Consider the following 25,209-nt stretch of genomic DNA (forward strand, 5'->3'; position numbering starts at 1 on the left):
CGGGCGCCCGCGCCGCTTCGTTGAGGATGGAGAAACCCACGGAAATCACGAGCTTGGCAAATGAGTGACAAACAGCCGATGCAGGCGAGCGGCGGCGGCGAACGCAAGGGCGCACCCGACGGCGTATCGGACGTTGACACCCATGGCCGCAGCGAAGGCGAGAGCGAAGGCGGCGCCTATCCGAACCCCTATCCGCAAAAGGCAAAGAAGGAGGGCCCCGGCCACCTGATGGGCCATGGCGGGCAGAGCCATATCAACTACGAAGGCGGGCCCAATCCGAACGCGACGACCAAGGGAGAGTAGCTGAATGCCTCCTGTCTTCTAATCCCCTCCCGCCGGCGAGAGGGGGAGAAATGTCACACCACCGCCGGCGTGATGGACTGCGCACCACCCGGCTCGACCGACATGGCCCTGCCCTCCACCACCTGCAGCATCTTCGCGGATACCGCGCTTCCGCCCGAGCGAGGTCACGATGTCGAGCGCGGTCGCCGCCGCGACAAAGGCGATCCCGCCCCGTACCGCCTTGTTCTGCGGTGCCCGTCGCGTGGCGAGGCCGAGGGCCGCGATGTCCAGAGCGTAGCCCGCCACGCGGTTCCACACTCGCACGCTGTGCGCCGGTCCTGAGAGCAACGCTGAACCCGCCAGCAGCTCGCGGGCACCGAAGGCGCGCACCGCGGCCAGTTCGGCAATGCCGAGGCCGATCGAGAACAGCCCCAGACAGAATCCGAGCTTGCGATAGTCCGTTTGCCCAGCTCCTTGCGCTTTCGAGGATCGGTGCGCCGGGCACATTCTGCCCGGGTCACAGCCGATCAACGGCGGCACGCCACCGCCGCTCCGCCAAATCGCGGCCAGAATTTCTTATGTTCACAAGATCATTTGCACGGGAAGCGCTGCTGCATCACCGCCGCGAAGGCGGTCTTCACACTGATACTGCGCCGGGCCGGCGGGATCTTCTCGAACGCGGCGATCAGCTCGCTGCTGCTCATCTTCACCTGCCCCTTTGTCGGCGGACAGCTGCTCGGCCGCTTGCCGGCCGCGGCAGCGGCGGCGAGGTCCGCGCGATACGCAGCGGACGCGCCGTCCACTTCCTGCTTCAGCAGGCCGATGTCGGAAGAGAACATCGCCAGCGCACCCTTCGCCTTGAGCGCGTTCACCTTGGCGAGAAATTCGGCCACGCTCATTGCCTGGGCGGGGACCGCCACCAGCATCAGGCCGCCGACGGCGAGGAACAGACGTCGCATGCAAAAACGCTCCCGAATGGTTGCACCCGGGAGCGTTCTCTATCGTAGCTGGGCGGAACCCGGCAATGCCGGGCCGCGGTCAGGCTCCCTGCGGCGCCGGATTGCCGAACGGATCCTTCAGCTTGCGCGTCTTGGGGATCGAGGTGCCGCCCACCGCCGGCATACCCGGCGTGCCGGTGGGATCGCCGCGATCCAGCGTCTCGCCGGCGATCAGCTTCTTGATCTCCTCGCCGGTCAGCGTCTCATATTCGAGCAGCGCTTGCGCGATGGTGTGGAGCTGGTCGGTATGGTCGCCCAGGATCTGCCGCGCGCGGTTGAGCCCCTTCTCGACGAACGCCTTCACCTCAGCGTCGATCAGGCGCGCGGTCTCATCCGACATCGGCTTGGCGCGCTGCACCGAATAGCCGGTGAAGCTGTCCTCGCTCTCGGAGAAGTCGAGCGGGCCGAGATTGTCCGACAGGCCCCACTTGGTGACCATCGCACGCGCCAGACGGGTCGCCTGCATGATATCGTTCGAGGCGCCCGAGCTGACCTTGTCATAGCCGAAGATCAGCTCCTCGGCGACGCGGCCGCCGAACGCCACGGCGATGTCGGCGTGCATCTTGTCACGGTGATAGCTGTAGGAATCGCGCTCCGGCAGCGGCTGCACCATGCCGAGGGCAAAGCCGCGCGGGATGATCGTCGCCTTGTGGATCGGATCGGCGGTCGGCTCGTGCGCGAACACCAGGGCGTGGCCGGCCTCGTGATAGGCGGTCATCCGCTTCTCGTCGTCGGTCATCACCATGGAGCGGCGCTCGGCGCCCATCAGCACCTTGTCACGCGCGTCGTCGAATTCCTGCGCCGCCACCAGCCGCTTGCCGCGACGAGCCGCGAGCAGCGCCGCCTCGTTGACCAGGTTGGCGAGATCGGCACCCGAGAAGCCCGGTGTGCCGCGCGCGATCACGCGGGCATCGACGTCGGGTGCGATCGGCACCTTCTTCATATGGACCTGCAGGATCTTCACGCGGCCCTCGATATCGGGGCGCGGCACCTGCACCTGGCGGTCGAAGCGGCCCGGACGCAGCAGCGCCGGATCGAGCACGTCGGGGCGATTGGTCGCGGCGACGATGATGATGCCTTCGTTCGCCTCGAAGCCGTCCATCTCGACCAGCAGCTGGTTCAGCGTCTGCTCGCGCTCGTCATTCTGGTTGCCCAGTCCTGCACCGCGCGACCGGCCGACCGCGTCGATTTCGTCGATGAAGACGATGCACGGTGCCGACTTCTTGGCCTGCTCGAACATGTCGCGCACGCGGCTCGCGCCAACGCCGACGAACATCTCGACGAAGTCTGAACCCGAAATGGTGAAGAAGGGCACGCCCGCCTCGCCGGCGATCGCGCGGGCGAGCAGCGTCTTGCCGGTACCGGGCGAGCCGACCAGCAGCGCGCCCTTGGGGATCTTGCCGCCCAGGCGTGCGAACTTCGAGGGGTCCTTTAGGAACTCGACGATCTCCTGCAGCTCCTCGCGCGCCTCGTCGATGCCGGCGACGTCGTCGAAGGTGACCTTGCCTTCCTTCTGCGTCAGCAGGCGGGCGCGGCTCTTGCCGAAGCCCATCGCGCCCGAGCCCGAATTCTTCTGCATCTGGCGCAGCACGAAGAAGGCGATGCCGAGGAACAGCAGGAAGGGCAGCGACTGGACCAGGATGTACTGCCAGATCGAGGGCGTATCCTCAGGCCGCGCGTTGATCACCACGCCCTTGGCGCGCAGCGTCTCGACCAGCTTCGGATCGCCGGGATTGTTCGTGCGGAACTTGCCTTCGCTCGTGGTGAAACCGATCGCGCCGCTTCCCGGCGTGATGTTGGTCTCCTTCACGTCGCCCGACTGCACCTTGTCGAGGAAAGTCGAATAGGGGATCGCGTTGCCCGTGGGCTGCGCGGTGCGGGTATCGAACAGCGTGACGAACAACGCCAGGGCTGCGAGGATTCCTACCCAGATGAGCAGGCTCTTCATCCAGGGGTTGTTCCCCCCGTTTTCCGGACCCTGCTGCTTGCCGTTTTCGCTCATCGTGTACCCGGTACCTTTCCAGCCCTAAGATAGGCATGGCGGCGTTAATGACAATGGAACAACGTCGATCACGGTGATCGATGCGGGGGCGCCGGCGAAAAGCGCCAGCGGGCTCCCGGCCGCACCACGACTCCGGCCAGCGTCGCTACCCTGCCGGCATCGACCGCCGCGATCAGCCGGTCAAGAGCGGAACCGCGCGGATCGGCAGCGCCTCCCACGGCGCACAGCGCGCGGGCGACGAGGCGGCGACGCAGCTCGCGCGGCAGATCGGCGGGGTCGAGCGTCACCTGCACGCCGTCCAACCGGACGCGGTCCGCCCATGCTCGGTCGGCGGCCCAGGCCACCGCATCCTCGGCGTCGCGCAGATTCCCCGCGGCGAGGGCCAACCGCGCGGGCGGCAGCTCGGACGTCTGCGCCAGCAGACCGCGCATACGGGCACGATCGAAGCGGGGATGGCGATTGGAGGGGTCTTCGACCGACTCGATCCCCGCCCGGGCGACGAGATCCGCCAGGCGCGCCCGCGACCAGCCGAGCAGCGGACGCACCAGTTGCACGCCGCCAGCGCCCAGCGGCCGGACCGGCAGCATGGCGGCAAGCCCGCCTACGCCCGCACCGCGCCGCGCGCGCAGCAGGAAGGTTTCCGCCACATCGTCCTGCTGGTGCGCAACCGCCACCCAGGGCGCCCCAGCCGTCGCCGCCCAGTCGGCGAGGCAGCGATAGCGCATCGCCCGGGCGCGATCCTGGAGATTGCCGCCGTCCAGCATCCCCGGCCGCGGCGGCAGGCAGGTGTGGAGCACGCCGATCCGGGCGCATACCGCCCCGACGAATGCCGCCTCCTCGGCCGATTCCGCCCGCAGGCCGTGATCGACGGTGGCGGCGGCAACCACGCCCGGAAAGGCCGCGCGGGCGAGAAGCAGCAGCGCAAGACTGTCCGCGCCCCCCGAAACGGCAACGCCGATCGGCGCGTGCTCGGCAGGCCGGCGTCCGGCAAGCTTCAGCCAATCGGCGGTGAAGCGGGCGACATCCTCGCCCGCGACCGCGCCGATCAGCGCCGCGTCACTTGCAGCGCTGATCCGCACGGCCCTTGGCGACGCCCGCCTTCATCTCGGCCGAAAGCGACGGGCCATAGACCTTGTTCAGCTCGTCATAGACCTTGCAGACCTCGCTCGACGGCTTGTTCAGCTTCACCAGTGCCTGCGCCAGATAATAGAGGCTGTCGGGCGCGCGCTCACCGTCCGGATCCTTGGTGTAGTTCTCGTACAGCGCCACCGCCGCGAGGCTTGGCTTGCCGTCGTCCAGATAGGCACGGCCCAGCAGGTTGCGGGCGAAGCTGGCGCGCTTGCCGGTAGGGAACTTGGCCTTGTACTGCTCCAGCACCTTGGCCGATTCGGGATAGAATTTGGCCTGCCACAGGCGGAAGCCATAGAGGTACAGGTCCTCGCCGGCATCGCCGCTGCTCGGCTTCTGGACGGCGGCGACCTTCGCGGCGCGATCGCCGGCGGGCTTGGCCGGGGCCGGCGCGGAATCGCCCGATGCTGCCACATCGCCCTCGGTCGGCGCGGCGTCGGTGGAGGCAGGCGCCGGCGGCGTCTCCAGCGTCTTCAGGCGCGAATCCGTCGCCGCCTTGTACGCGCCGAACGCCTCTTCGAGCTGACGCATGCGATACTGGTTCTGCTCGATCTGCCCGGTCATGGTCTGGATCTGGCTCTCCAGCGCGGCGACGCGCTGGGTGAGATCGGCCAGCGGCGTGGTCGCGGGCACGCCCGGCGGAGTGGTATCCACCTGCTGGGTGATCTGCGGCTCCACGGTCATGCCGGCGCCGCCGGGGAAGACCTTGCGCTGCACCGCGCGCATCTCGCGCTCCAGCTTGTCGACGCGCGGGCCGACATTGCCGTCCTGGGCCTGCGCCATCGCGGCGCCGTTGAAGCCGAACGCGGCAAAGGCCAGTGCCGCTGCGAGAGCAATACGCATCGTCGATAATTCCCTCAGCGCCCCCCGGGGAGCGGAGGCGTGGCGCCGCTATAGCCAAGCGGCGCCCGCTCGCGCCAGCCCCTCAGGGGTTCGGCGTGTCGCCTGCAGGCGTCGCACCGGCGGCCGGCGCGGTCGAGGCGCTAGCGCCGTCGGACGCCCGGGCGGCGGTGTCGCGGCGCGTGGCACGCAAACGGGAGGCCGGGGCGGCCGCCGCATCGGGGGTGCCTGCCGGCGTCGGCGTCGCGCCCGGCTGGCTGCGGGCCCGCAGCGCCGCGGAGGTCAGCTCCGCCTCCACCACCTTCACCTCGGTTCCGAGCGGCGCGATTTCGCTGCCGTTCAGCAAGACCTGCAGTTGGTCCGGACGGCCGGTGCGGACGCGGGGATGGTCGGCATCGTCGGGCACTTCGTAGCGCTCGCCGGCAGCCAGTTCCTTCTCGGCCAGGCGCTTGCCGGTCGCGTCGGTGATGCGGATCCAGGCGGGCCCGCGGGCAACAAGCGTCACGTGCTCAACCGCAGGGATCGTCGGGCTGGGTGCCGGCACGGGTGCGGCGGCCATGGGAGTCGGCGTCGGCGCGATCTGCTGGACGAGGCCGTCGCCAATGCTCGTGCCGCCACGAAACCAGTCGGTACCGTACCAGATGCCGACGCCGGCGACGAGCAGCACCGCCACGATCACGCCGAACCACACGACCCCGCCGGGGGCGGCGCGCGAAGGCTCCTGCAGCGGATATTCCGGGGTCAGCACCGGCCGCTCGATCTGGCCGAGCTCGGCGCGGACGTCGCGGGCGATCGCCACCTCGTCGGCATCCACCGCGCGTGCATAGGCCTTGGCGAAGCCGGTGGCATAGGTGATCGACGGCAGGCCGGCATAGCTGCCCTGCTCGATCGCCTCGAGATGGCGCTGCGGAATACGGGTGCGGGCCGCGATCTCGGTGAGATCCAGCCCCAGAGCCTCGCGCGCGGCGCGCAGCCGTTCGCCGGGGCGGGCAGCAGTCTGGCCGGAATCGTCGGGCGTCTCGCCTTGCATTCTATCCTCCGGCGAGCGCGTTGGACCCTGGGTCGCTCACCTTGTCGTGCAGGGGATGCCCCCGCGGTACAGCCGCTGTCAACGCCGCGGCAAAATCATTCCGTCGCCGGATCAGGCCAGCTCGACCCCCTGGGACTCCGCCCATGCGGTGAGATCGTCGCGCAGCGTGCCCTGGGGATGCGCGAGCATGGCCGTCATCGCCGCCATGACCGCGTCGCGATCCAGCGAGCGCAGCATCGCCTTGATCGGTCCCACCGCCGCCGGCGTGATCGACAGGCGATCGATACCCAGCCCGATCAGCGCGAGCGCCTCCAGCGGACGCCCCCCCATCTCGCCGCACACCGCCACCGGCACCCCCGCCGCGCGCGCCTGGTCGCTCACCCGCTTGAGGAAGCGCAGGATCGCCGGGCTCAGCCAGTCATAGCGCAGCGCCAGCTTGGGATGGGCGCGATCGGCGGCGAACAGAAACTGGGTGAGGTCGTTGGTGCCGATCGACAGGAACTGCAGCTTGGGCAGCAGCATGTCGAGCATCTCGGCCAGCGCCGGCACCTCGAGCATCGCGCCGTAGCGGATCTCGGTCGGCATCTTGCGGCCGCGCGCGGCAAGCCAGGCATGCTGCGCCTCGAACAGCGCGCGCGCCTGATCGAACTCCCAGGGCTCCGAGACCATCGGGAACATCACGTTGAGCGTCCGCCCCGCCGCCGCCTCGATCAGCGCGCGCGCCTGCGCCTTCATCAGGCCATCGCGATCGAGCGCCAGGCGCAGCGCCCGCCAGCCCATCGCCGGGTTCTCTTCCTCGCCGTCCTCGTCATGGTTCAGATAGGGCAGCGCCTTGTCGCCGCCGATGTCGACGGTGCGGAAGATCACCGGCCGGTCGCCCGCCGTCTCCAGCACGTCGCGGTAGAGCCGCCGCTGCGCCTCGCGCTGCGGCAGGGTGGCCGAGACGAGGAACTGGAATTCGGTGCGGAACAGGCCGATGCCGTCGGCGCCGGTCAGGTCGAGCGCGGCGACGTCGTCGCGCAGCCCGGCATTGACCATCACCGTCACCCGGTGCCCATCCCTGGTCACTGGCGCGACGTTCTTGAGCTGGGCAAAGGCCGCCCGCCGCTTCTGGCTGAGCGCGAGCTTGGCCTCGAACGCCTCCTCCATCGCCAGCGAGGGGCGCACGAATACGCTTTCCTCGCCCACGTCGAGCAGGAGCAGGTCGCCCTCGGCGACTTCGCGGCGGATCTCGCGAACACGGCCGAGCACCGGCACGCCCATCGCGCGGGCGACGATGGTGACGTGCGCGGTCAGCGAGCCTTCCTCGAGCACCACGCCCTTCAACCGCCGCCGATCATATTCGAGCAGCTCGGCCGGCCCCAGGTTGCGCGCGATCAGGATCGAATCCTGCCGCAACCCCAATTGCGCGGCGGTGCCGAGCTGGCCCGAGACGATCCGCAGCAGCCGGTTGGAGAGGTCCTCCAGATCGTGCATCCGATCGCGCAGCAGGGGATCGTCGATTTCCCGCATGCGCTGGCGGGTGCGCTGCTGCACACGCTCGATCGCAGCCTCGGCGGTAAGGCCGGAATCGATCGCCTCGTTGATGCGGCGGCTCCAGCCCTCGTCATAGGCGAACATCTTGTAGGTGGCGAGGATCTCCTCATGCTCGCCGCCGCTGCCGAATTCGGCCTGGCTGGTCATGCGCTCGATCTGCTCGCGCATCTTGTCGAACGCGGCATAGACGCGGTGGCGCTCGGCCTCGGTATCGTCCGCCACGGTATGTTCGATCACGATGCGCGGCTGGTGGAACACCGCCACGCCACGCGCCATGCCCTCGACCAGCCGAAATCCGCGGATCGTGCCGGAGGCGGTCGGCTGCAGCCGGGTGGAGGCACCGCCCGCAGCATCGATCAGCTCGGCATTGGCGATCAGCTCGGAAAGCACCATCGCCACGGTCTGCAGCGCCTCGATCTCGATATCGGCATAGCGCCGTGGATCGACATGCTGCACGGCGAGCACGCCCACCGCCCGCTCGCGCCGGATGATCGGCACGCCGGCAAAGCTGTGGAAGCGGTCCTCGCCGGTTTCCGGATTATGGACGAAATTGGGGTGGCTGGTTGCCTCGTCGAGGTTGAGCGTCTCGACATGGGCGGCGATGGTGCCGACGAGGCCCTCGCCCATCCCCAGCTTGGTGACGTGCACCGCCTCCTGCTTCAGCCCGCGCGTCGCGAACAGCTCCAGCGCGCCTTCGCGGAGAAGATAGATCGAGCAGACCTCGCTGTGCAGCGCCTCGCCGATAATGTTGACGACGGCGTTGAGCTTCGACTGAACCGGCAGCCGTTTCGCCATCAGATCATGAAGGCGGGTGAGGATTTCCCGGGCGGAGGCGGCAGCAGTCAGGGCCATGCGACAGCGCTAACAGATTGTGCGCACCCGCGCCAAGCGGGGTGCGCAGCAAAAGCGGAGGAAAGCGCGCAGCCCAAGCGTCAGGCCGCGCGCTTCTCCAGCGCGTGGGCGGCCTCGGCCATCAGCGCCTCGATGATCGTCGCGACCGGTTCTTCCTTGGTGACCATGCCGACCGACTGGCCCGCCATCACGCTGCCATGCTCGACATCGCCGTCGATCACCGCGCGGCGCAGCGCGCCCGCCCAGTAATGCTCGATCTGGAGCTGGGCCTCGGCCATCTCGACCGTGCCTGCATCGAGCGCCTGCGCCACTTCGCGCTGCTTGGCAGTGAACAGCTCGCCGCCGGCATTCTTGAGCGCGCGCACCGGGATCACCGGCAGGCGCGGATCGATCTGCACGCTGGCGATCGCGTCGCGGGCCGAAGCGCGGATGAACGCCTTCTTGAAATTGGCGTGCGCGATGCTCTCGGTCGCCGCCGCGAAACGGGTGCCGAGCTGGACGCCCGCCGCCCCCATGTCGAGATAGCCGGCGATCGCCTCGCCGCGCCCGATGCCGCCGGCGACGAACACCGGGACCTGGGCGGCGACTTCCGGCAGGATCTCCTGCGCGAGCACGCTGGTCGAGACCGGACCGATATGCCCGCCGGCTTCCATGCCCTCGACGACGAGCGCGTCGACGCCCGAGCGGATCAGCTTCTTGGCCAGGCTCAGCGCCGGGGCGAAGCAGATCAGCTTGGCACCGTGGCCCTTGATCGCATCGAGCGAGCCCGCCGGCGGCAGCCCGCCCGCCAGCACGACATGGCCGACGCCGTGACGCCCACACACCTCGATCAGCTCGAACAGCTGCGGGTGCATGGTGATGAGATTCACGCCGAAGGGCTTCGACGTCAGCGCCTTGGTCGCGGCGATCTCGGCGTCGAGCAGCTCGGGGCTCATCGCGCCGCACGCGATCACGCCGAAGCCGCCCGCGTTCGAGATGGCGGCGACGAGGTTGCGCTCGGACACCCAGGACATCGCGCCGCCGAGAATGGCGACCTCGCTGCCCAGGAAGTCGCAGCCGCGCGCCATGCGGCGGGCCAGGCGCTCGGCGCCGATCGTGGAAGTTGCGTTCATGGGGCTAGCGCCTAGCCCCGGCGCCCCCGGCTCGGCAAGAGGCGCCTGCCCCTTGCCGAGTCCCGGCTCAGGCTGCGACCTCGTCTGCGTCGAGGCCATAGGCGGTGTGCAGCACGCGCACCGCGAGTTCGGTATAGTCTTCCTCGATCAGCACCGAGACCTTGATCTCGGAGGTGGTGATCGCCTGGATGTTGATGCCGCGCGCGCCCAGCGTCTGGAACATCGTCGCGGCGACACCGGCATGGCTGCGCATGCCGACGCCGACCACCGAAACCTTGGCCACGCGCGTGTCATGGCTGATGTCGCTGAAGCCGATCGCGTCCTTCTGCTGCGCCAGGATCTCCAGCGAGCGGGCGAGATCCGCCGCCGGCACCGTGAACGTCACGTCGGTCGCGCTGGCGCTGCCGGCGCTCTGGTGCGCGATGTTCTGGATGATCATGTCCACGTTGATGCTGGCATCGGCGAGCGGGGTGAAGATCGATGCCACCGCGCCGGGCTTGTCCGGCACCGCGGTCAGGGTGATCTTGGCCTCGTTCTTGTCGTGCGCGATGCCGGTGATGAGCTGGCGTTCCACGTCCTGAATCTCCTCTTCGCCCACGATCATCGTCCCGGGCAATGTATCTGCCATCGGCGCATCGTCGCCCGTGAAGGACGAGAGCACCTGCACGCGAACCCCTTCCTTCATCGCCAGGCCGACCGAACGGGTCTGGAGCACCTTGGCGCCGACGCTGGCGAGTTCGAGCATTTCCTCGTAAGTGACGCGCTTCAGCTTGCGCGCGCGGGGCACGATGCGCGGATCGGTGGTGTAGACCCCGTCGACATCGGTGTAGATGTCGCAGCGATCGGCCTTCACCGCCGCAGCGACCGCGACCGCCGAGGTGTCCGAGCCGCCGCGGCCGAGCGTGGTGATCCGGCCCTCATGCACGCCCTGGAAGCCGGGGACGACCGCGACTTCGCCCGCATTCATGCTGGCGAGCAGTGCGTCGGTGCCGATGTCCTCGATCCGTGCCTTGGCGAAGGCGTCCGAGGTCTGCACCGGCAGCTGCCAGCCGAGCCAGGAGCGCGCCGGCACGCCGATCGCCTGCAGCGCGATCGCCAGCAGCCCGCTGGTGATCTGCTCGCCGGCGGAGACGACGACGTCATATTCCTTGGGGTCATAGAGCGACGAGGCCTCGCGGCAGAAGCCGACCAGCCGGTCGGTCTCGCCGGCCATCGCCGATACGACCACGGCGACCTGGTTGCCCGCCTCCCACTCGCGTTTGACGCGGGCGGCGACGCTGCGGATACGCTCGATCCCGGCCATCGATGTGCCGCCGAACTTCATTACGATACGCGCCATGGCTGGTTGCTTGTTTCCTGCCCTTGGGAGAGATGGGCGTGCCTGATAGGAGCCAGCGATGCCGAACGCAACAAGTGCTACGATTGACCCCCGTGAAGCGGAACATTTCGGTCGTCTGGCGGCCGATTGGTGGAATCCAAAGGGCTCCTCGGCCATGCTCCACAGGCTGAATCCTGCGCGGCTGGGCTATATTCGCCGCGCGATCGACCAGCATTGGGCCAGCGATTCGGCCGATTTCATGCCGCTGACCGGCAAGACCGCGATCGATGTCGGCTGCGGCGCGGGCCTGCTGTGCGAACCGCTCGCCCGGCTCGGCGCGCGGGTGACCGGGGTGGACGCGGCGGCCGAGAATATCGGCGCGGCGCGCGCACATGCCGCACCGTCCGGGCTGCCGATCGACTATGTCCATGGCGGCATCGAGGATCTGGCAGGCCGGACCTTCGACCTCGTCACCTCGATGGAAGTGATCGAGCATGTGAGCGACCCCGCCGGCTTCGTGCGCGGACTGGCCGGCGCACTCGCCGAGGGCGGGCTGATGGTGCTGTCCACGCCCAACCGCACGCCGCTCTCGCGCCTGGCGATGATCACGCTGGCCGAAGGCACCGGCGCGATCCCCAAGGGCACGCATGACTGGAGCCGCTTCCTCAAGCCCGAAGAACTGGAAGCGCTGCTCGCGGATTCGGGCCTGAAGGTGATCGACCGCCAGGGCCTTACCTTCTCCCCCACCCGCGGTTTCGTGGTCAGCGAGAACGAGGCGCTCAACTATCTGGTGACGGCGATCCGCGCCTGACGGGAGAAAGCCCGTGGACCCGCTCGACCGCTTCGTCGCCGCGCAGGCACGGGACTATGCGGTCGCGCTGGCCGAGCTGCAGCGCGGGCGCAAGACCAGCCACTGGATCTGGTACGTCTTGCCCCAGATCGCGGGGCTGTGGCGCAGCGGTACGCGATCGCGGACCTGGCGGAGGCCCGTGCCTATCTCGCCCATCCGCTGCTGGGCGCCCGGCTGCGCGAAGCCATGGCGGCGCTGCTCTCTCACGCCGGCCGCCACGCGGCGACGGCGATCCTCGGCGACATCGATGCAGTGAAGGTCCGCTCCTCGATGATGCTGTTCGAGGCAGCGGCAGCGGACGCGGAGGCAGGCAGCGGCTTCGCCGCCTGCCTCGATGCCTTCTATTCCGGCCGCCGCGATCGAGAGACGCTGCGCCGGATCACTTGTTGAGGTCGAGAAGCAGGATCGGCCCGATGTCGAGCACCTGCTTTGCGGTGGCGAGGTGCAGCGAGACCGAGATGTCGCCCACCGCATAGTCGCGGTCAGCCACGCCGACGACGTGCACCATCTTCCATTCGCTGCCGACCTCGGCCTCGCCCTTGAACACGGTCGTGTAGGGCTCCTTGGCGAGACCGACCTGGATCGTCGCGATCTTGGCGGTGGTGGCACCCTCGGGCAGCTTTTCCGCGCGGGCCCACACGGCGGCGACCAGCTTGTCGCCCTTCTTCACCGGCTGGTTGATCGACGAGATCAGCCCGACGCTCCACGGCTGGTCGCCACCGCCGGCAATCGGCACCCGCAGCGCGCGACCACCCTGGACATTCTTGTCCTTCACCACCGCCGGCTTGGTGCTGAGGCCATAGACGTTGAACGTCTCGGGCGTCGGCGCATTGATGATCTGCTTGGAAACGTCGCTTTGCGGCTGGCCTTGTGCAAACGCCGGGGCGGCGGCGGCAGACAGGCAACAGGCAAGCGTGATCAGCCAGGTTTTCATGGCGTCCCCTCCTCACTGTGTTTTCGTTGAGGTGCAGGCTATCGCGGGGGTCAACGCTGTCAATAGCCGTCGATTGACAGGCCCGTGCCGACAGCGGACAGTGTGCCGCCATGTCGACGATCAAGCTGCATCCGAGTTGGCTGGCGCCGCTCGAAGAGGAATTTGCCCAGCCCTATATGGCAGCGCTGCGCGACTATCTGCGCGCCGAGAAGGCGGCGGGAAAGCGGATCTTCCCGGCCGGCAAGGACTGGTTCCGCGCGCTCGACCTGACGCCGCTGGAGCAGGTGCGCGTGGTGATCCTGGGGCAAGACCCCTATCATGGCGAGGGGCAGGCGCACGGCCTGTGCTTCTCGGTGCAGCCGGGCGTTCGGGTGCCCCCGAGCCTGGTCAACATCTACAAGGAGATGGAGACCGACCTCGGCATCCCCCGCGCGAAGCACGGCTTTCTCGAGCATTGGGCTCGCCAGGGCGTGCTGCTGCTCAACGCGGTGCTGACGGTGGAAATGGGCCGCGCCGCCGCCCATCAGGGCCGCGGCTGGGAGCGATTTACGGACGCGGTGATCCGGCTGGTCAACGCGAAGCCCGAGCCGGTGGTATTCCTGCTCTGGGGCAGCCACGCGCAGAAGAAGGCGGCGTTCGTCGACTCGATCGACAAGGGCGGGCGGCATCTGGTGCTCAAGGCCCCCCACCCCTCGCCGCTCTCGGCACATTCCGGGTTCTTCGGCAGCCGGCATTTCAGCAAGGCGAACGCGTTTCTGCAAAGTATCGGGCAGAGGCCGATCGATTGGGCGCTGCCGGCGCTGTGAGACTGTAGAAGCAACTTTCTGCATACTATGATATGTGCCTCGTATGCGGACGATCTCGGCGGCAGAACTCGATGGCACGTTAGATGAGGTTCTTGCCGCCGTGGCAGAAACCAGGGAAGCCGTGCGGATCAATAGACCGGATGGCGAAGGCGTAGTGATGATCGCCGCTACGCAATGGGCTATGATGCAAGCTGTTTTGGACGGGCAATCTCCCATCTCCAAAACACTGAGCAAGTGAACGATCCAGACAATCCGGCCCCTATGACGGCGACGGGGGCACCCTTGATTATTGAGGTAGAATCGCCGGAGTCGATCGTGCTACAGAATCCACATGTCGGACCCGCAGTATGGCATTGGCGCGTATACGCTCACCGAAGCCGGCCGGCTGCTTGACCTGTCGCCGGCGACCTTGAAGCGTTGGCTCTTCGGGTACAGCTATCAGCATCACGGTCCACCTAAAACGCAGCCTCCGATCTGGATATCGCAATATGATGCGGAGAAGGATGAACCACTTCTGGGTTTCCGTGACCTGATCGAAGCGAGGGTGGTGCGCGGGCTTCGCTCGCTAGGCATCGGTCTTCCGACGATCCGGCAGTGTCTTGCTCAAGCGAGCGAGATCGTAGGCGACACGCACCCCTTCTCGACGCGCCGTTTCAAGAGCGACGGAAAGAAGATTTTTCTTGAGGTGACGGAGCGACTTCATGGCGAAGATCGAGATCCGGCATTGATCGATTTGAAGTCACGGCAAAGAGTGTTCAAAACGATCGTTGCGCCGACATTCGTCGATCTTTCGTTTGACGCCGAGGTCGCTTCGAGATGGTGGCTGCTGCCTAGTAAGCGCACGATCGTTCTTGACCCCGAACGATCCTTCGGTCAGCCGATTGTCGCAGAAAACGGCGTTCCGACAAACCGGTTAGCCCAAGCCGTCGCCGCGGAGGGCTCGGTCGAGCGTGTGGCGGATCTGTTTGAATTACGGCCTCAGGTCGTGCGGGACGCCCTTCTCTTCGAAGACCGGGCATCGGGCAAGATCGCTGCGTGAAGCTCCTGGTAGATCACAATCTACCGCCCCGATTGGCGCAAGCGCTAAATATCATCTTTGAACCTGAGCACGAAATCGTTGCGCTGGGAAAGAAATTCGGCCGACACAATCTTAAAGACGAAGAATGGATTCCTGCTCTAGGGAAGGAGGGCGGATGGGCCGTCTTATCAGCTGACATGAACATAGCAAAGAAGCGTCCATCCAGAGACCTGTTTAATCGCGCAGGCTTAGTCGGATTTTTCTTCAGCCCAGCGATGCAGAAATGGCCCCTCCACCGGCAAACGGCCCGCTTGCTGACGTTATGGCCTCAAATGGCTTCCCACGTCCGCACTACGGCTAATGGCGTTTTCGAGGTGCCAGCGAGCGGAAGCAAGTTCCGCTCGATAGGCCGCTAACCCCGAGAACCACAGAGCACCTCAGTCGTGCTCGCGGCCGCCGGCGCCCATGTAGAGCTCGCTGCCGGTTTCGCGGAACACCTTGCTCATCTCGGCCATGCCCGCTTCGGCCTCGGCAGGCGCAGCAGCCGGGGTCGCGGCCAGGAAGCTGTCCGCCGCCTGATTCTGCTTCGCCGCGAAGTCGCGGACCTCCTGCGTGATCTTCATCGAGCAGAATTTCGGGCCGCACATCGAGCAGAAATGCGCGGTCTTGGCGCCTTCGGCCGGCAGGGTCTGGTCGTGATACTGTTCGGCGGTGTCCGGATCGAGCGACAGGTTGAACTGGTCGCGCCAGCGGAACTCGAACCGCGCGCGGCTCAGCGCGTCGTCGCGCACCTTGGCCGCCGGGTGACCCTTGGCGAGGTCCGCCGCGTGTGCCGCCAGCTTGTAGGTGACCACGCCCACCTTCACGTCGTCGCGGTCGGGCAGCCCCAGATGCTCCTTGGGCGTGACGTAGCAGAGCATCGCCGTGCCGTACCAGCCGATCATCGCCGCGCCGATGCCGCTGGTGATATGGTCATAGCCCGGCGCGATGTCGGTGGTCAGCGGCCCGAGCGTGTAGAAGGGCGCCTCGCCGCACGCCTCGAGCTGCTTTTCCATGTTCTGCTTGATCTTGTGCATCGGCACATGGCCGGGGCCCTCGATCATCACCTGCACGTCCTGCTCCCAGGCGCGCTTGGTCAGCTCGCCCAGCGTGTAGAGCTCGGCGAACTGCGCCTCGTCATTGGCGTCGGCGATCGAGCCGGGGCGGAGACCGTCACCCAGCGAATAGGCGATGTCATAGGCCTTCATGATCTCGGTGATCTCGTCGAACCGCTCGTAGAGGAAGGATTCGCGGTGATGCGCGAGGCACCATTTGGCCATGATCGAGCCGCCGCGGCTGACGATGCCGGTGACGCGCTTGGCGGTCATCGGGATGTACGGCAGCCGGACGCCGGCATGGATGGTGAAATAGTCGACGCCCTGCTCGGCCTGCTCGATCAGCGTGTCGCGGAAGATCTCCCAGGTCAGCTCCTCGGCGATGCCGCCGACCTTCTCCAGCGCCTGATAGATCGGCACGGTGCCGATCGGCACCGGCGAGTTGCGCAGGATCCATTCGCGGGTGTCGTGGATGTTGCGGCCGGTGGACAGGTCCATCACCGTGTCCGCGCCCCAGCGGATCGACCAGACCATCTTGTCGACCTCGCTCGCCACATCGCTGGCGACCGCCGAGTTGCCGATATTGGCGTTGATCTTCACCAGGAAGTTGCGGCCGATCGCCATCGGCTCGCTTTCCGGGTGGTTGATGTTGTTCGGGATGATCGCCCGGCCGCGCGCGACTTCGTCGCGGACGAATTCCGGCGTCACATAGTCGGGGATCGAGGCGCCCCAGTCCTGCCCGTCGCGGACATATTCCGCCAGCCGCTCGCGGCCGAGATTCTCGCGCTCGGCGACATATTCCATCTCGGGCGTGATGATGCCGCGCTTGGCATAGTGCATCTGGGACACGTTCATGCCCGGCTTGGCGCGCAAGGGGCGCTTCACCACATTCGGGAATTGCGGCACGCCGGCGGAACGATCCGGGCCCTTCAGGCCATTGTCCTCGGGGCGGACTTCGCGCGCGTCATAGGCCTCGACGTCGCCGCGTCCGAGGATCCAGTCGCGGCGCAGCGCCGGCAGGCCCGCCATGATGTCGATGCGGGCGTTCGGATCGGTGTACGGGCCCGAGGTGTCGTACACGCGTACCGGCGGCTCGCCGCTGCCCGGCTCGAGATGGATCTCGCGCATCGCCACGCGGTGCTTGCCGACGTAAATCTTGCGGCTGCCGCGGATCGGGCCGGTGGTAACGCCGATTTCGGTCTTGGCGGGGATGTCAGCCATGCTCGTCTACTCCTTGGGCGGACGTACGGGAGCAGACGGACCTCGGGGAACAAGACCCTCCCTCCCTACGCCGGTGTCAACCGGATCAGGTTCAGCGGGTCGAAGGCTGCAGCCCTCCTCTCAACCGCTGCACCAGCGGTCCCCCGGGGAATGATGCCTGCTGTAAAGACTTGTGCGGGCGCGGGCAATGCCCCCGTCAGAAGGTGTAGGCGAGCCCGACCGCGCCGTACCACTGGTTCCGCGAACCCGCGATCCGCACGACGGGGGAATCGGCCGCATCGTCGAGCATCCGCCGATAGGCCACCCCGCCCACCGCCGAGAGGCCGTGCGTGAGGTCACCGGTGAGCGCGACATTGCCCATCGCCCCCAGCGTCCAGTCCTTCCAGCCCTTGCGCGCGTTGAACACCGGCAGGCCGCTGCGCGCGCTGCCGCCCGGGGTCACGCCGAAATAGGTCTGGGCATAGCCGTTGCCCATGTAATTGGCGGAGAGGTTCAGCAGCACATAGGCCTTGCGGCTGAGCGGCGTGCCATAGTTGATCGAGGGCGACACCAGATAGCTCTTATGCACTGTGCCGACATCGTGGATGTACGACACGCCCACCGTCAGCTTGTCATAGTCGCTGGTGATCAGCCCCTGCTTGCCCAGGCCGACGAACCCGCCCGCCTCGATCGCGGTCTTCACCTTGCCGAGCGCGGAAACCTGGCGGTCGTCGATCCGCGCGGTGCGGTTGAGGTTGACGTTGACGACGGGGCCGGCCTGAAAATCCCAGCCGGGGCCGTTGTTGTCGGCGATCAGATCGGCCCAGGCACGGCTGCCGAGCAGCGCGAAGTTGATGCCGGAGACGCGACCGCGGATCGCCGGCGCGGCGGTGACGACGCTCTTGTCCGACCCGTCATAGCTCGGCACCACCGCCGCGCCGACGCCCACCATCACCGTGTCGCGGGTCAGGTCGGGTGGGGAGTCGGGGGCATCCTGCTGGGCGAGCGCGGGCGCCGCGGCGAACAGCGGAAGCAAGACGAGGGCGGCGCTCGCCGTAGTGCGCAGAAGGGGCATGGGGAAACTCCGGGAACGGGATCAGACGATCAGAAACCCCGGCAACGCCTGCATGCTCGCGCAGTTCCTAGAGGAGGTAGCGCAGGCGCACCTCCTGCCGGTCGCTGCCGCCCTCCAGCGGGAAGCGCGCGGCGGAGAAGCGCGGCGGGCCGAAGCCGATCACCGGGTTGCGCGAAAAGCCGAAGCCTTCGCGCGGAATGCCCATGAAGGTGTCGAGCTTGCCGTTGCCGTTGGCATCGTGGATCACCGCCACCGCATAGTCGCCGGGCGCCAGGCCGCTCAGGCGCAGCTTGCCGTCGCTCGCGGGAATGGTGCGCTTGATCGCGCCTCGGCCGTCGCGGCAATCCGGAAACTCGCTCGCGGCGGGCGCGATGCAGATCTGAAGCAACCCGCGGGTCGAGCGCAGCTTGGTGAAATCAAGCTCCAGCGTCGCCAGCGGCGCGGCGCTGGTCAGCAGCGGCAGCGCGGCGAGTGCCGCGCCCGCCCGGCGCATGGTCGAAACGCCCCAGCCCCTGGTCCGTCCCGCACAGCCGATCCCAGAACCGGAAATAAAGTCCATAATTGCACCCGTACCGCTCGTGATGGCGCTGATGATGGCTCGCCGTGATCAACCACGCCCCCAGGGGCCCCCGCCACATCCAGGCCGGGAAGATCTCCCAGCCCATGTGGTTGGTCACCCCCATAACCGTCATCACCGTCAGGACCAAGCCGAGCGCGGCGACATGAATGGGAATTACGAAGACCAGCAGCGGAATCACGATCGCACCGGACAGCGCCTCGCCCCAGTGGAAGCTCATCGCCGCCCAGGCGGTGGGGGGGCGGCTGGGATGGTGGACCGCATGATAGCGACGAAACAGGGACGGCCGGTGCATCGCCCGGTGGGTCCAGTAGAACCAGCTGTCGTGCAGGAACAGGTAGAGCAGCACCGACACCGGCAGGTACCAGAGCGACATCGCATGCACGTCGTCGTAGATCCGGGTCCAGCCCTGTGTCTTCCAGCCCCAGGCGACGATGCCGGCGGGGATGCCGTAGATCGCCGCAGAGGCGAGGCTCCAGCCGATTTCCTTCGCGATCTGCCGGTCCAGCCCGGCGTAGAGGCCGGGGTGCCGCAGACGCGTCGCCAGCGCAAACCCGGCCGAGGCGGCCAGGTAACGCACGCCGACGATCGCCGTCATGGCAAGCGCCGAGGCGAGGATGGCAAGCGCGACGTTCATGCGCCGATCTGCTACGCCTTCGCGCGCCGCACCGCAATGCGAACTCTTCCCCCTTGCGCGGCGGGCTGCAGGAGAAACGCGCCATCGCTACCCCGCCCTTCCGCACCCGCCGGGTGCAGTTGCTCACCATCCATGTGCCCGTCGCGGCCGACACGCTTCGCGCGCTGGCCGCAGGGGATGGCGACGCCGTCGAGCGCGAGCCGGCGCTGTCCGCCATCCTCGCCATCGTGCGGGAGGCGAATCCGCTCGGCGATTTCGGCGCCTATAGCGGCGTGGTCGAACTCGGGCTGGGATGGGAGCTGTTCACGCCGGCTGCTAACGCCCGGCCAACGCTCGGCGCGGCGGAGGTGGAGACCCGCTCGCCCACTGTCGTCCTGCGCGTGCACCTCGACTCGGAGGATGGACAGGCCGCTGCCGAGTCCATCGCGCGCATCCTCGCCGCCCATCCCTGGGAGATTCCCGTAATCGAGCGTATTTCTGTCGAGCTGCTGATGCGGTGACGCCGCCGACGCAGCAAAGCTTTGCCTTCCGCATCAGAAGCTTTGCTACGCATTTTACCGGTACATAATCGTCGTACTTCTACGCAGGTGCGCAGAACACTCTGGTAAGGCCCGCCCCCCTAGACTCCCTTCATCAACGATAACATCGGGCTGTTGGGAGTGGTCGCCATGAAACTTCGCTATCTCTTGCTCGCGTTTGGTGCGAGCGCAATCGTTCACCCGGCGCTGGCGCAGACCAGCGGCGAGGAACAAAAGCCCGCCGCAAAGGCACAAGTGCCGGAGAAAGAAGTCTTCTCGACCGGCGTCGCCAAGGGCCGTGACCGGCTCGACAGCGCTACCTCCACCAGCGCCTTCCGGGCCAGCGAGTTCGAGAAGCTGGGCCCGCGCCCGCTCGGCGATCTGCTGCGCACCATGCCGGGCATCCGCGTCGAGAACGGGATCGGCGAGGGCAACGCCAACTATACCGTGCGCGGCCTGCCGCTGGCGGCGGGCGGCTCCAAGTACATGCAGTTCCAGGAAGACGGGCTGCCGGTGCTGGAGTTCGGCGACATCTTCAACGTCGCGGTCGACGTCTATATGCGGCCGGACTTCAACGTGGCGGCGATTGAATCGATTCGCGGCGGCTCCGGTTCGACCTTCTCGTCGAACGCGCCGGGCGGGCTGATCAACCTCATCTCCAAGACCGGCGAGACGCGTGGCGGCGCGATCCAGACGACGCTCGGCCTAGATTATGGCGAGAAGCGGGTGGACATGGATTACGGCCAGCCGCTCGGCGATGGCTGGCGCTTCCATGTCGGCGGCTATTACCGCGTCGGCGAGGGCCCGCGCGACATCGGCTTCACCGGCTACAAGGGCGGCCAGCTCCGCTTCAACGTCACGAAGCAGTTCTCGAACGGCTATGTCCGCCTCCACGCCAAGTGGCTCGACGACCGCTCGCCGACCTTCGCGCCCTATCCGGTCCGGATCACCGGCACGAACGACAATCCGGTCATCACCAACGCCGGCAATTTCGACATCCGCAAGGATTCGCTGCTGTCGCCCTTCATCGGCCCGGTCGTCACCCTCAACGGCGACAACAAGCTGGACCGGTTCGAAGTCGCGAACGGCATGCGCGCGATCAGCAAGTCGATCGGGCTGGAGGCGCAGTTCGACATCGGCGGCTTCACGATCAGCGAACGCATGCGCTATGCGGCCAATTCGGGCGACTTCCTCCGCGTCTTCCCGTCGAACGTCGGCACGGTCGCCTCGATCGCCGCCTCCCAGGCGGGCGCCGGCGCGGTTGCGACCTATGCCAGCGGCCCGAACATCGGGAACGTCGTCCCGGTCGACGCCAACGGCAACGGCCTGCTCGCCTTCAGCTACATGGCGCAGACCCGCGCCCGCTCACTCGACAACTTCACCAACGATATCCGCGCCACACGCGTGTGGAAGATGGGACAGGGCGACCTGACCGTCACCGCGGGCCTCTACAAGGCGAACCAGAAGCTCAACGCGCAGTGGCTGCACGCCGGTATCGACACCGATGTGGCAGGGGGCGCGCAGACCGCGATGGTCAACGTCACCAGCGCGAGCGGCGTGGCGCAGACCCAGAACGGCTATTACACCTTCAGCCGCAACGGCAGCCGCTTCCGCCGCATCTTCGACGTGTCATACGACATTCTCGCCCCCTATGGCTCGGTCAACTATCATGTGGGCAAGCTCTCGATCGGCGGCAGTGTCCGCTACGATCGCGGGCGGGTGCGCGGCACGCTGATCGGTGCGGATCTGGGCGGCGGCCGCGTCGGCATCACCAGTTTCGACATCAACGGCAACGGCGTGATCTCCGCACCGGAAACCCGCGTCGCCATCCTGCCGCTCGATCAGCCGGCCCCGGTCAACTATAATTACGGCTATTGGAGCTATTCCAGCGGCATCAATTACCGCGTCGCCGAGCCCTTCTCGGTCTTCGCCCGCTACAGCCACGGCGCCCGCGCCAATGCGGACAAGATCCTGTTCACCCCGGCGGTGAGCGCGGTCACCGGCGGCGTCCCCGACGCGGCCGACAAGGATGACGGCGTCACCCAGCTGGAAGGCGGCTTCAAGTTCCGCAAGGCGGGGGTCACCCTCAACGTCACTGCCTTCCGCGCGACGGCCGAGGACCACAATGTCCTCAACGGATCGGCCAACCAGACCATCCGCAGCTATCGCGCCACCGGTGTCGAAATGGAGGGCAGCTATCGTCGCGGCATCTTCAGCATCACCGCCGGTGCCACCTACACCACCGCCAAGATCACCCAGGACCGGCTGGATTCCACGCTGACCGGCAAGGAACCCCGCCACCAGCCGGCCTGGACGCTGGAGGCGACGCCGCAGATCGAGCTGCGCCGGGTAACGCTGGGCGCCAACATCGTGACGATCACCAGCAGCTATGCGCAAGACAGCAACCTGCTCAAGATGCCGGGCTTCACCACCGTCGCGGCGTTCGTGATCGTCAAGCCGGTGGATCGCGTGCAGCTGATGCTCAACGCGACCAACCTGTTCAACACCACCGGCTTCTTCGACATCAACCAAAGCGAGGTACCCGCCAACGGCATCGGCTGGGCCCGCGCGATCAACGGGCGGACGGTATCCGCCTCGGCCAAGCTGAGCTTCTGATCCGCGACATGGCGGGCGCCGGTCACGCGCCCGCCATCGCTTCGGCGCTCGGGCTCAATGGCGGGGTTTCCACGCCCCGGGCGTTGGGCTAGGCGGCAGTCATGCCTTCAACCATCAGTTGTGACGTCGCCATTGTAGGCGGCGGCCTTGCCGGCGGGCTTATCGCGCTGGCAATCCGGAAGAAGAAACCCGATTGCACCGTCCGGCTCATCGAAGGCTCGGCGCGGATCGGCGGCAATCACCTCTGGTCGTTCTTCGCCGACGACGTGGCGCCCGAGCATCGCTGGCTGGCCGCCCCGCTGATCGGCCATGGCTGGAACGGCTATGACGTCGCCTTCCCCGGCCATTTCCGTACCCTGCCCGCCCGCTATTATTCGGTCGAATCCGATCATTTCGATCGCGTCGTGCGCGGGGCGCTGGGCGAGAAGAGTCTGCTGCTCGAACGCGAGGCGGCGGACATCACTCCCACCGCCGTCGCGCTCGCGGACGGCGACCTGGTCGAGGCCGAGGGCGTGATCGACTGCCGCGGGGTGAGCGATACCAGTGCGCTCCAGCTTGGCTGGCAGAAATTCCACGGCGCCGAACTGGCGCTCAGCGACCTGCACGACGTCACCCGCCCGATCATCATGGACGGCACGGTGCCGCAGATCGACGGCTATCGCTTCGTCTATTGCCTGCCGTTCAGCCCGACGCGGATGTTCGTCGAGGACACCTATTACAGCGACACGCCGGCGCTCGACATCCTCGCCACCGGCGACCGGATCGAAGCCTATGCCGATGCCGCGGGCTGGAAGGTCGACCGCGTGCTGCGCGAGGAAGTGGGCAGCCTGCCCGTCGCGATGGGCGGCGACCATGCCGCCTATTGGGCGGCCGGCGGGCGCGGCATCGCCAAGGCCGGGATGAAGGCCGGGCTGTTCCACCCGATGACCGGCTATTCCTTCCCCGATGCGATCCGCACCGCCGCGCTGATCGCCGACGCGCGCGACTATTCGGGCGAGGCGCTGCACCAAATGCTGTATGGCTATTCCCGTGGGCTCTGGCGCAAGCGCGGCTTCTATCGCATGCTCGCCGCGATGCTGTTCAAGGCGGCCGAACCCGAGGAGCGCTATCGCGTGCTGGAACGTTTCTATCGTCTGGATGCAGGTCTGATCCAGCGCTTCTATGCCGGCCAGTCGACCTTCGGCGATCGCGTGCGGGTGCTTTCGGGCAAGCCGCCGGTGCCGGTGGGGCGCGCCCTTTCCGCGATCTGGAGCCGCTGATGCGCCGCGCAGTCGTGATCGGCGCCGGTTTCGGCGGTCTCGCTCTCGCCATCCGCCTGCAGTCCGCGGGGGTCGACACCACCGTGATCGAGGCCCGGGACAAGCCCGGCGGCCGCGCCTATTATTGGGAGCGCGACGGCTTCACCTTCGACGGCGGCCCGACGGTGATCACCGATCCGGACGCGCTGAAGGAGCTGTGGCGCCTCTCGGGCCACGACATCTCGGAAGATGTGACGCTGAAGCCGGTCACGCCCTTCTACCGCCTGTCCTGGCCCGATGGAACGACCTTCGACTACACCAACGACGACGCCGTTCTGGCAGGCGAGATCGCCAAGCTCGATGCCAGCGACATCGCCGGCTATCGCCGCTTCCTCGACTATTCGGCGAGCGTCTATGAGGAAGGCTATGTGAAGCTGGGCGCCAAGGCGTTTCTGGACTTCAAGTCGATGCTCAAGGCCGCCCCTGCGCTGATGCAGCACCAGGCCTGGCGCTCGGTCTATTCGATCGTCTCGGGCTTCGTGAAGAACGAGAAGCTGCGGGAGGCGCTGTCCTTCCACACGCTGCTCGTCGGCGGCAATCCGATGGCGACCAGCAGCATCTACGCGCTGATCCACAAGCTGGAACGCGACGGCGGCGTCTGGTGGGCCGAAGGCGGCACCAACCGGCTGATCGCCGGCATGATCACGCATTTCGAGCGGCTGGGCGGCAAGGTTCGCATCGGTGATCCGGTCGACGAGATCCTGACGCTTGGCGATCGGGTGGTCGGCGTGCGCACCAAGAGCGGCGTCGAGGTCGAGGTGGATGCGGTGGCGAGCAACGCCGACATCGTCCACAGCTACCGCGACCTGCTGCGCAACTCGCGCAGCGCCCGGCGCACGGCGAACCGGCTGGTCAACAAGCGCTTCTCGCCCTCGCTGTTCGTGGTGCATTTCGGGCTGCGGGGCACCTTCCCCGACATTCCGCACCACATGATCCTGTTCGGCCCGCGCTATAAGGGGCTGCTGGACGACATCTACACCAACGGCGTGGTGAGCGAGGATTTCTCGCTCTATCTCCACCACCCCAGCGCGTCCGACCCGAGCATGGCGCCGGAGGGTCATTCGACGTTCTACGTGCTGGCGCCGGTGCCGCATCTCGGCAAGTTCCCGGCGGACTGGAGCCAGGTGGGGCCCGTGCTCGAATCGCGAATCCTGGCGGAGGTGCAGCGCCGGCTGATCCCCGACCTGGCCGAGCGGATCGTCACCAAGTTCCACTATGCGCCCACCGACTTCCGCGACGACCTCGCGGCGCACCACGGCTCGGGCTTCAGCCTCGAGCCGATCCTGACCCAGAGCGCCTGGTTCCGGGTACACAACCGCGACGACGCGATCTCGAACCTGTATTTCGTCGGCGCGGGCACGCATCCGGGCGCGGGCATCCCCGGCGTCGTCGGCAGCGCCAAGGCGACCGCCGAGCTGATGCTGGGCGAGTTGGCGTGAACATCCAAGCCCCTCCCCTTCAGGCGCATCAGGTCGGTGCTGCCCCCGG

At 67.2% G+C, this 25,209-nt stretch carries 24 protein-coding genes, 1 pseudogene and 1 riboswitch; of the genes and pseudogenes, 11 read left to right on the plus strand and 14 right to left on the minus strand.

Translation table 11 applies throughout. The features are described from left to right. The first annotated feature begins 60 nt into the window (after nucleotides 1–60). Nucleotides 61–303 (plus strand): hypothetical protein, encoded by a 243-nt coding sequence (locus tag KK7_RS0108210; protein WP_010544163.1) that lies wholly within the window; start codon nucleotides 61–63, stop codon nucleotides 301–303. 18 nt (nucleotides 304–321) lie between these two features. Here KK7_RS0108210 and KK7_RS20370 read toward each other — a convergent pair whose 3' ends face one another. The 9 genes from KK7_RS20370 to KK7_RS0108255 form a co-directional block, all read right to left on the minus strand. After that, the gene (locus tag KK7_RS20370) at nucleotides 322–822 is read right to left on the minus strand and encodes a hypothetical protein (protein WP_193378005.1); all 501 of its coding nucleotides are present in this window, start codon (nucleotides 820–822) and stop codon (nucleotides 322–324) included. A 50-nt stretch (nucleotides 823–872) separates the two neighbouring features. After that, nucleotides 873–1,241 carry a hypothetical protein gene (locus KK7_RS0108220; protein WP_010544164.1) on the minus strand — a complete coding sequence of 123 codons (369 nt, stop codon included), beginning with the start codon at nucleotides 1,239–1,241 and terminating at the stop codon, nucleotides 873–875. Nucleotides 1,242–1,320: 79 nt separating this feature from the next. Continuing rightward, a complete protein-coding gene (gene ftsH / locus KK7_RS0108225; RefSeq protein ID WP_010544165.1) occupies nucleotides 1,321–3,282 on the minus strand; it encodes an ATP-dependent zinc metalloprotease FtsH in 1,962 nt (653 codons plus the stop codon). Nucleotides 3,283–3,350: 68 nt separating this feature from the next. Beyond that, the gene (gene tilS / locus KK7_RS0108230) at nucleotides 3,351–4,361 is read right to left on the minus strand and encodes a tRNA lysidine(34) synthetase TilS (protein ID WP_010544166.1); all 1,011 of its coding nucleotides are present in this window, start codon (nucleotides 4,359–4,361) and stop codon (nucleotides 3,351–3,353) included. After that, nucleotides 4,339–5,253: a tol-pal system YbgF family protein gene (locus tag KK7_RS0108235; RefSeq protein ID WP_010544167.1), complete on the minus strand. Its 915-nt coding sequence runs from the start codon at nucleotides 5,251–5,253 to the stop codon at nucleotides 4,339–4,341. Before KK7_RS0108235 ends, tilS begins: the two co-directional genes overlap by 23 nt. Nucleotides 5,254–5,335: 82 nt before the next feature. Then, entirely contained in the window at nucleotides 5,336–6,280 is a 945-nt protein-coding gene (locus KK7_RS0108240) for a helix-turn-helix domain-containing protein (RefSeq protein ID WP_010544168.1), read from the minus strand. A 111-nt stretch (nucleotides 6,281–6,391) separates the two neighbouring features. After that, nucleotides 6,392–8,668 carry a phosphoenolpyruvate--protein phosphotransferase gene (ptsP, locus tag KK7_RS0108245; protein ID WP_010544169.1) on the minus strand — a complete coding sequence of 759 codons (2,277 nt, stop codon included), beginning with the start codon at nucleotides 8,666–8,668 and terminating at the stop codon, nucleotides 6,392–6,394. 80 nt (nucleotides 8,669–8,748) lie between these two features. Beyond that, on the minus strand, nucleotides 8,749–9,780 hold the full coding sequence (locus tag KK7_RS0108250) for an NAD(P)H-dependent flavin oxidoreductase (protein WP_010544170.1): 1,032 nt from the start codon (nucleotides 9,778–9,780) through the stop codon (nucleotides 8,749–8,751). A 67-nt stretch (nucleotides 9,781–9,847) separates the two neighbouring features. After that, nucleotides 9,848–11,119 (minus strand): aspartate kinase, encoded by a 1,272-nt coding sequence (locus tag KK7_RS0108255; RefSeq protein WP_010544171.1) that lies wholly within the window; start codon nucleotides 11,117–11,119, stop codon nucleotides 9,848–9,850. Nucleotides 11,120–11,177: 58 nt separating this feature from the next. Between KK7_RS0108255 and ubiG the strand changes: the two genes are divergently transcribed. Both ubiG and KK7_RS20375 read left to right on the plus strand, forming a co-directional pair. Next, complete coding sequence (gene ubiG, locus KK7_RS0108260; RefSeq protein WP_029623071.1) at nucleotides 11,178–11,909, plus strand: bifunctional 2-polyprenyl-6-hydroxyphenol methylase/3-demethylubiquinol 3-O-methyltransferase UbiG; 732 nt, start codon at nucleotides 11,178–11,180, stop codon at nucleotides 11,907–11,909. A gap of 13 nt (nucleotides 11,910–11,922) precedes the next feature. Then, nucleotides 11,923–12,338 (plus strand): annotated as a pseudogene (locus KK7_RS20375) (DUF1810 domain-containing protein). Here KK7_RS20375 and KK7_RS0108270 read toward each other — a convergent pair. Further along, nucleotides 12,328–12,882 (minus strand): carbohydrate binding domain-containing protein, encoded by a 555-nt coding sequence (locus tag KK7_RS0108270; protein ID WP_010544175.1) that lies wholly within the window; start codon nucleotides 12,880–12,882, stop codon nucleotides 12,328–12,330. The pseudogene KK7_RS20375 and the gene KK7_RS0108270 sit on opposite strands and share 11 nt — an antisense overlap. A gap of 110 nt (nucleotides 12,883–12,992) precedes the next feature. Between KK7_RS0108270 and ung the strand changes: the two genes are divergently transcribed. From ung to KK7_RS23730, 4 genes are all read left to right on the plus strand, one after another. Next, a complete protein-coding gene (gene ung, locus KK7_RS0108275; protein WP_010544176.1) occupies nucleotides 12,993–13,688 on the plus strand; it encodes a uracil-DNA glycosylase in 696 nt (231 codons plus the stop codon). A 43-nt stretch (nucleotides 13,689–13,731) separates the two neighbouring features. Next, nucleotides 13,732–13,926: a type II toxin-antitoxin system Phd/YefM family antitoxin gene (locus KK7_RS20380; protein ID WP_010544177.1), complete on the plus strand. Its 195-nt coding sequence runs from the start codon at nucleotides 13,732–13,734 to the stop codon at nucleotides 13,924–13,926. Nucleotides 13,927–14,019: 93 nt separating this feature from the next. Beyond that, nucleotides 14,020–14,727 carry a DUF433 domain-containing protein gene (locus tag KK7_RS0108285; RefSeq protein ID WP_010544178.1) on the plus strand — a complete coding sequence of 236 codons (708 nt, stop codon included), beginning with the start codon at nucleotides 14,020–14,022 and terminating at the stop codon, nucleotides 14,725–14,727. Next, nucleotides 14,724–15,122: a PIN-like domain-containing protein gene (locus tag KK7_RS23730; protein WP_010544179.1), complete on the plus strand. Its 399-nt coding sequence runs from the start codon at nucleotides 14,724–14,726 to the stop codon at nucleotides 15,120–15,122. The genes KK7_RS0108285 and KK7_RS23730 overlap by 4 nt, the downstream gene beginning before the upstream one ends. Nucleotides 15,123–15,143: 21 nt before the next feature. On the opposite strand, the gene thiC is transcribed toward KK7_RS23730, so the two are convergent. From thiC to KK7_RS0108305, 4 genes are all read right to left on the minus strand, one after another. Continuing rightward, complete coding sequence (thiC, locus tag KK7_RS0108290) at nucleotides 15,144–17,021, minus strand: phosphomethylpyrimidine synthase ThiC (RefSeq protein WP_010544180.1); 1,878 nt, start codon at nucleotides 17,019–17,021, stop codon at nucleotides 15,144–15,146. Between the two features lie 45 nt (nucleotides 17,022–17,066). Further along, nucleotides 17,067–17,177: riboswitch (TPP riboswitch) on the minus strand. A gap of 40 nt (nucleotides 17,178–17,217) precedes the next feature. Further along, entirely contained in the window at nucleotides 17,218–18,075 is an 858-nt protein-coding gene (locus tag KK7_RS0108295; protein ID WP_010544181.1) for a MipA/OmpV family protein, read from the minus strand. Nucleotides 18,076–18,142: 67 nt separating this feature from the next. After that, entirely contained in the window at nucleotides 18,143–18,568 is a 426-nt protein-coding gene (locus tag KK7_RS0108300; protein WP_010544182.1) for a DUF2141 domain-containing protein, read from the minus strand. Then, the gene (locus tag KK7_RS0108305; RefSeq protein ID WP_010544183.1) at nucleotides 18,492–19,289 is read right to left on the minus strand and encodes a sterol desaturase family protein; all 798 of its coding nucleotides are present in this window, start codon (nucleotides 19,287–19,289) and stop codon (nucleotides 18,492–18,494) included. Before KK7_RS0108305 ends, KK7_RS0108300 begins: the two co-directional genes overlap by 77 nt. 53 nt (nucleotides 19,290–19,342) lie before the next feature. On the opposite strand from KK7_RS0108305, the gene KK7_RS0108310 reads away from it, so the two are divergent. The 4 genes from KK7_RS0108310 to KK7_RS0108325 all read left to right on the plus strand — a co-directional run bounded on the left by KK7_RS0108310 (nucleotide 19,343) and on the right by KK7_RS0108325 (nucleotide 25,160). Beyond that, nucleotides 19,343–19,789, plus strand: a complete 447-nt coding sequence (locus KK7_RS0108310; protein WP_010544184.1) for a YqfO family protein — start codon at nucleotides 19,343–19,345, stop codon at nucleotides 19,787–19,789. A 168-nt stretch (nucleotides 19,790–19,957) separates the two neighbouring features. Next, nucleotides 19,958–22,423: a TonB-dependent receptor domain-containing protein gene (locus tag KK7_RS0108315; RefSeq protein WP_010544185.1), complete on the plus strand. Its 2,466-nt coding sequence runs from the start codon at nucleotides 19,958–19,960 to the stop codon at nucleotides 22,421–22,423. A 101-nt stretch (nucleotides 22,424–22,524) separates the two neighbouring features. Then, the gene (gene crtY, locus KK7_RS0108320) at nucleotides 22,525–23,682 is read left to right on the plus strand and encodes a lycopene beta-cyclase CrtY (protein ID WP_010544186.1); all 1,158 of its coding nucleotides are present in this window, start codon (nucleotides 22,525–22,527) and stop codon (nucleotides 23,680–23,682) included. Next, complete coding sequence (locus KK7_RS0108325; protein ID WP_010544187.1) at nucleotides 23,682–25,160, plus strand: phytoene desaturase; 1,479 nt, start codon at nucleotides 23,682–23,684, stop codon at nucleotides 25,158–25,160. The genes crtY and KK7_RS0108325 overlap by 1 nt, the downstream gene beginning before the upstream one ends. Nucleotides 25,161–25,209 lie beyond the last annotated feature (49 nt).

Source organism: Sphingomonas elodea ATCC 31461 (assembly GCF_000226955.1).
Classification (GTDB): domain Bacteria; phylum Pseudomonadota; class Alphaproteobacteria; order Sphingomonadales; family Sphingomonadaceae; genus Sphingomonas; species Sphingomonas elodea.

Bases quoted from the DNA above. Each gene is read 5' to 3' on its own strand.
- KK7_RS0108210 (WP_010544163.1), top strand. From the start codon at position 61: ATGAGTGACAAACAGCCGATGCAGGCGAGCGGCGGCGGCGAACGCAAG.
- KK7_RS0108220 (WP_010544164.1), bottom strand. From the start codon at position 1,241: ATGCGACGTCTGTTCCTCGCCGTCGGCGGCCTGATGCTGGTGGCGGTC.
- ftsH (WP_010544165.1), bottom strand. From the start codon at position 3,282: ATGAGCGAAAACGGCAAGCAGCAGGGTCCGGAAAACGGGGGGAACAAC.
- KK7_RS0108235 (WP_010544167.1), bottom strand. From the start codon at position 5,253: ATGCGTATTGCTCTCGCAGCGGCACTGGCCTTTGCCGCGTTCGGCTTC.
- KK7_RS0108240 (WP_010544168.1), bottom strand. From the start codon at position 6,280: ATGCAAGGCGAGACGCCCGACGATTCCGGCCAGACTGCTGCCCGCCCC.
- ptsP (WP_010544169.1), bottom strand. From the start codon at position 8,668: ATGGCCCTGACTGCTGCCGCCTCCGCCCGGGAAATCCTCACCCGCCTT.
- KK7_RS0108250 (WP_010544170.1), bottom strand. From the start codon at position 9,780: ATGAACGCAACTTCCACGATCGGCGCCGAGCGCCTGGCCCGCCGCATG.
- KK7_RS0108255 (WP_010544171.1), bottom strand. From the start codon at position 11,119: ATGGCGCGTATCGTAATGAAGTTCGGCGGCACATCGATGGCCGGGATC.
- ubiG (WP_029623071.1), top strand. From the start codon at position 11,178: ATGCCGAACGCAACAAGTGCTACGATTGACCCCCGTGAAGCGGAACAT.
- KK7_RS0108270 (WP_010544175.1), bottom strand. From the start codon at position 12,882: ATGAAAACCTGGCTGATCACGCTTGCCTGTTGCCTGTCTGCCGCCGCC.
- ung (WP_010544176.1), top strand. From the start codon at position 12,993: ATGTCGACGATCAAGCTGCATCCGAGTTGGCTGGCGCCGCTCGAAGAG.
- KK7_RS20380 (WP_010544177.1), top strand. From the start codon at position 13,732: ATGCGGACGATCTCGGCGGCAGAACTCGATGGCACGTTAGATGAGGTT.
- KK7_RS0108285 (WP_010544178.1), top strand. From the start codon at position 14,020: ATGTCGGACCCGCAGTATGGCATTGGCGCGTATACGCTCACCGAAGCC.
- thiC (WP_010544180.1), bottom strand. From the start codon at position 17,021: ATGGCTGACATCCCCGCCAAGACCGAAATCGGCGTTACCACCGGCCCG.
- KK7_RS0108295 (WP_010544181.1), bottom strand. From the start codon at position 18,075: ATGCCCCTTCTGCGCACTACGGCGAGCGCCGCCCTCGTCTTGCTTCCG.
- KK7_RS0108300 (WP_010544182.1), bottom strand. From the start codon at position 18,568: ATGCGCCGGGCGGGCGCGGCACTCGCCGCGCTGCCGCTGCTGACCAGC.
- KK7_RS0108305 (WP_010544183.1), bottom strand. From the start codon at position 19,289: ATGAACGTCGCGCTTGCCATCCTCGCCTCGGCGCTTGCCATGACGGCG.
- KK7_RS0108315 (WP_010544185.1), top strand. From the start codon at position 19,958: ATGAAACTTCGCTATCTCTTGCTCGCGTTTGGTGCGAGCGCAATCGTT.
- crtY (WP_010544186.1), top strand. From the start codon at position 22,525: ATGCCTTCAACCATCAGTTGTGACGTCGCCATTGTAGGCGGCGGCCTT.
- KK7_RS0108325 (WP_010544187.1), top strand. From the start codon at position 23,682: ATGCGCCGCGCAGTCGTGATCGGCGCCGGTTTCGGCGGTCTCGCTCTC.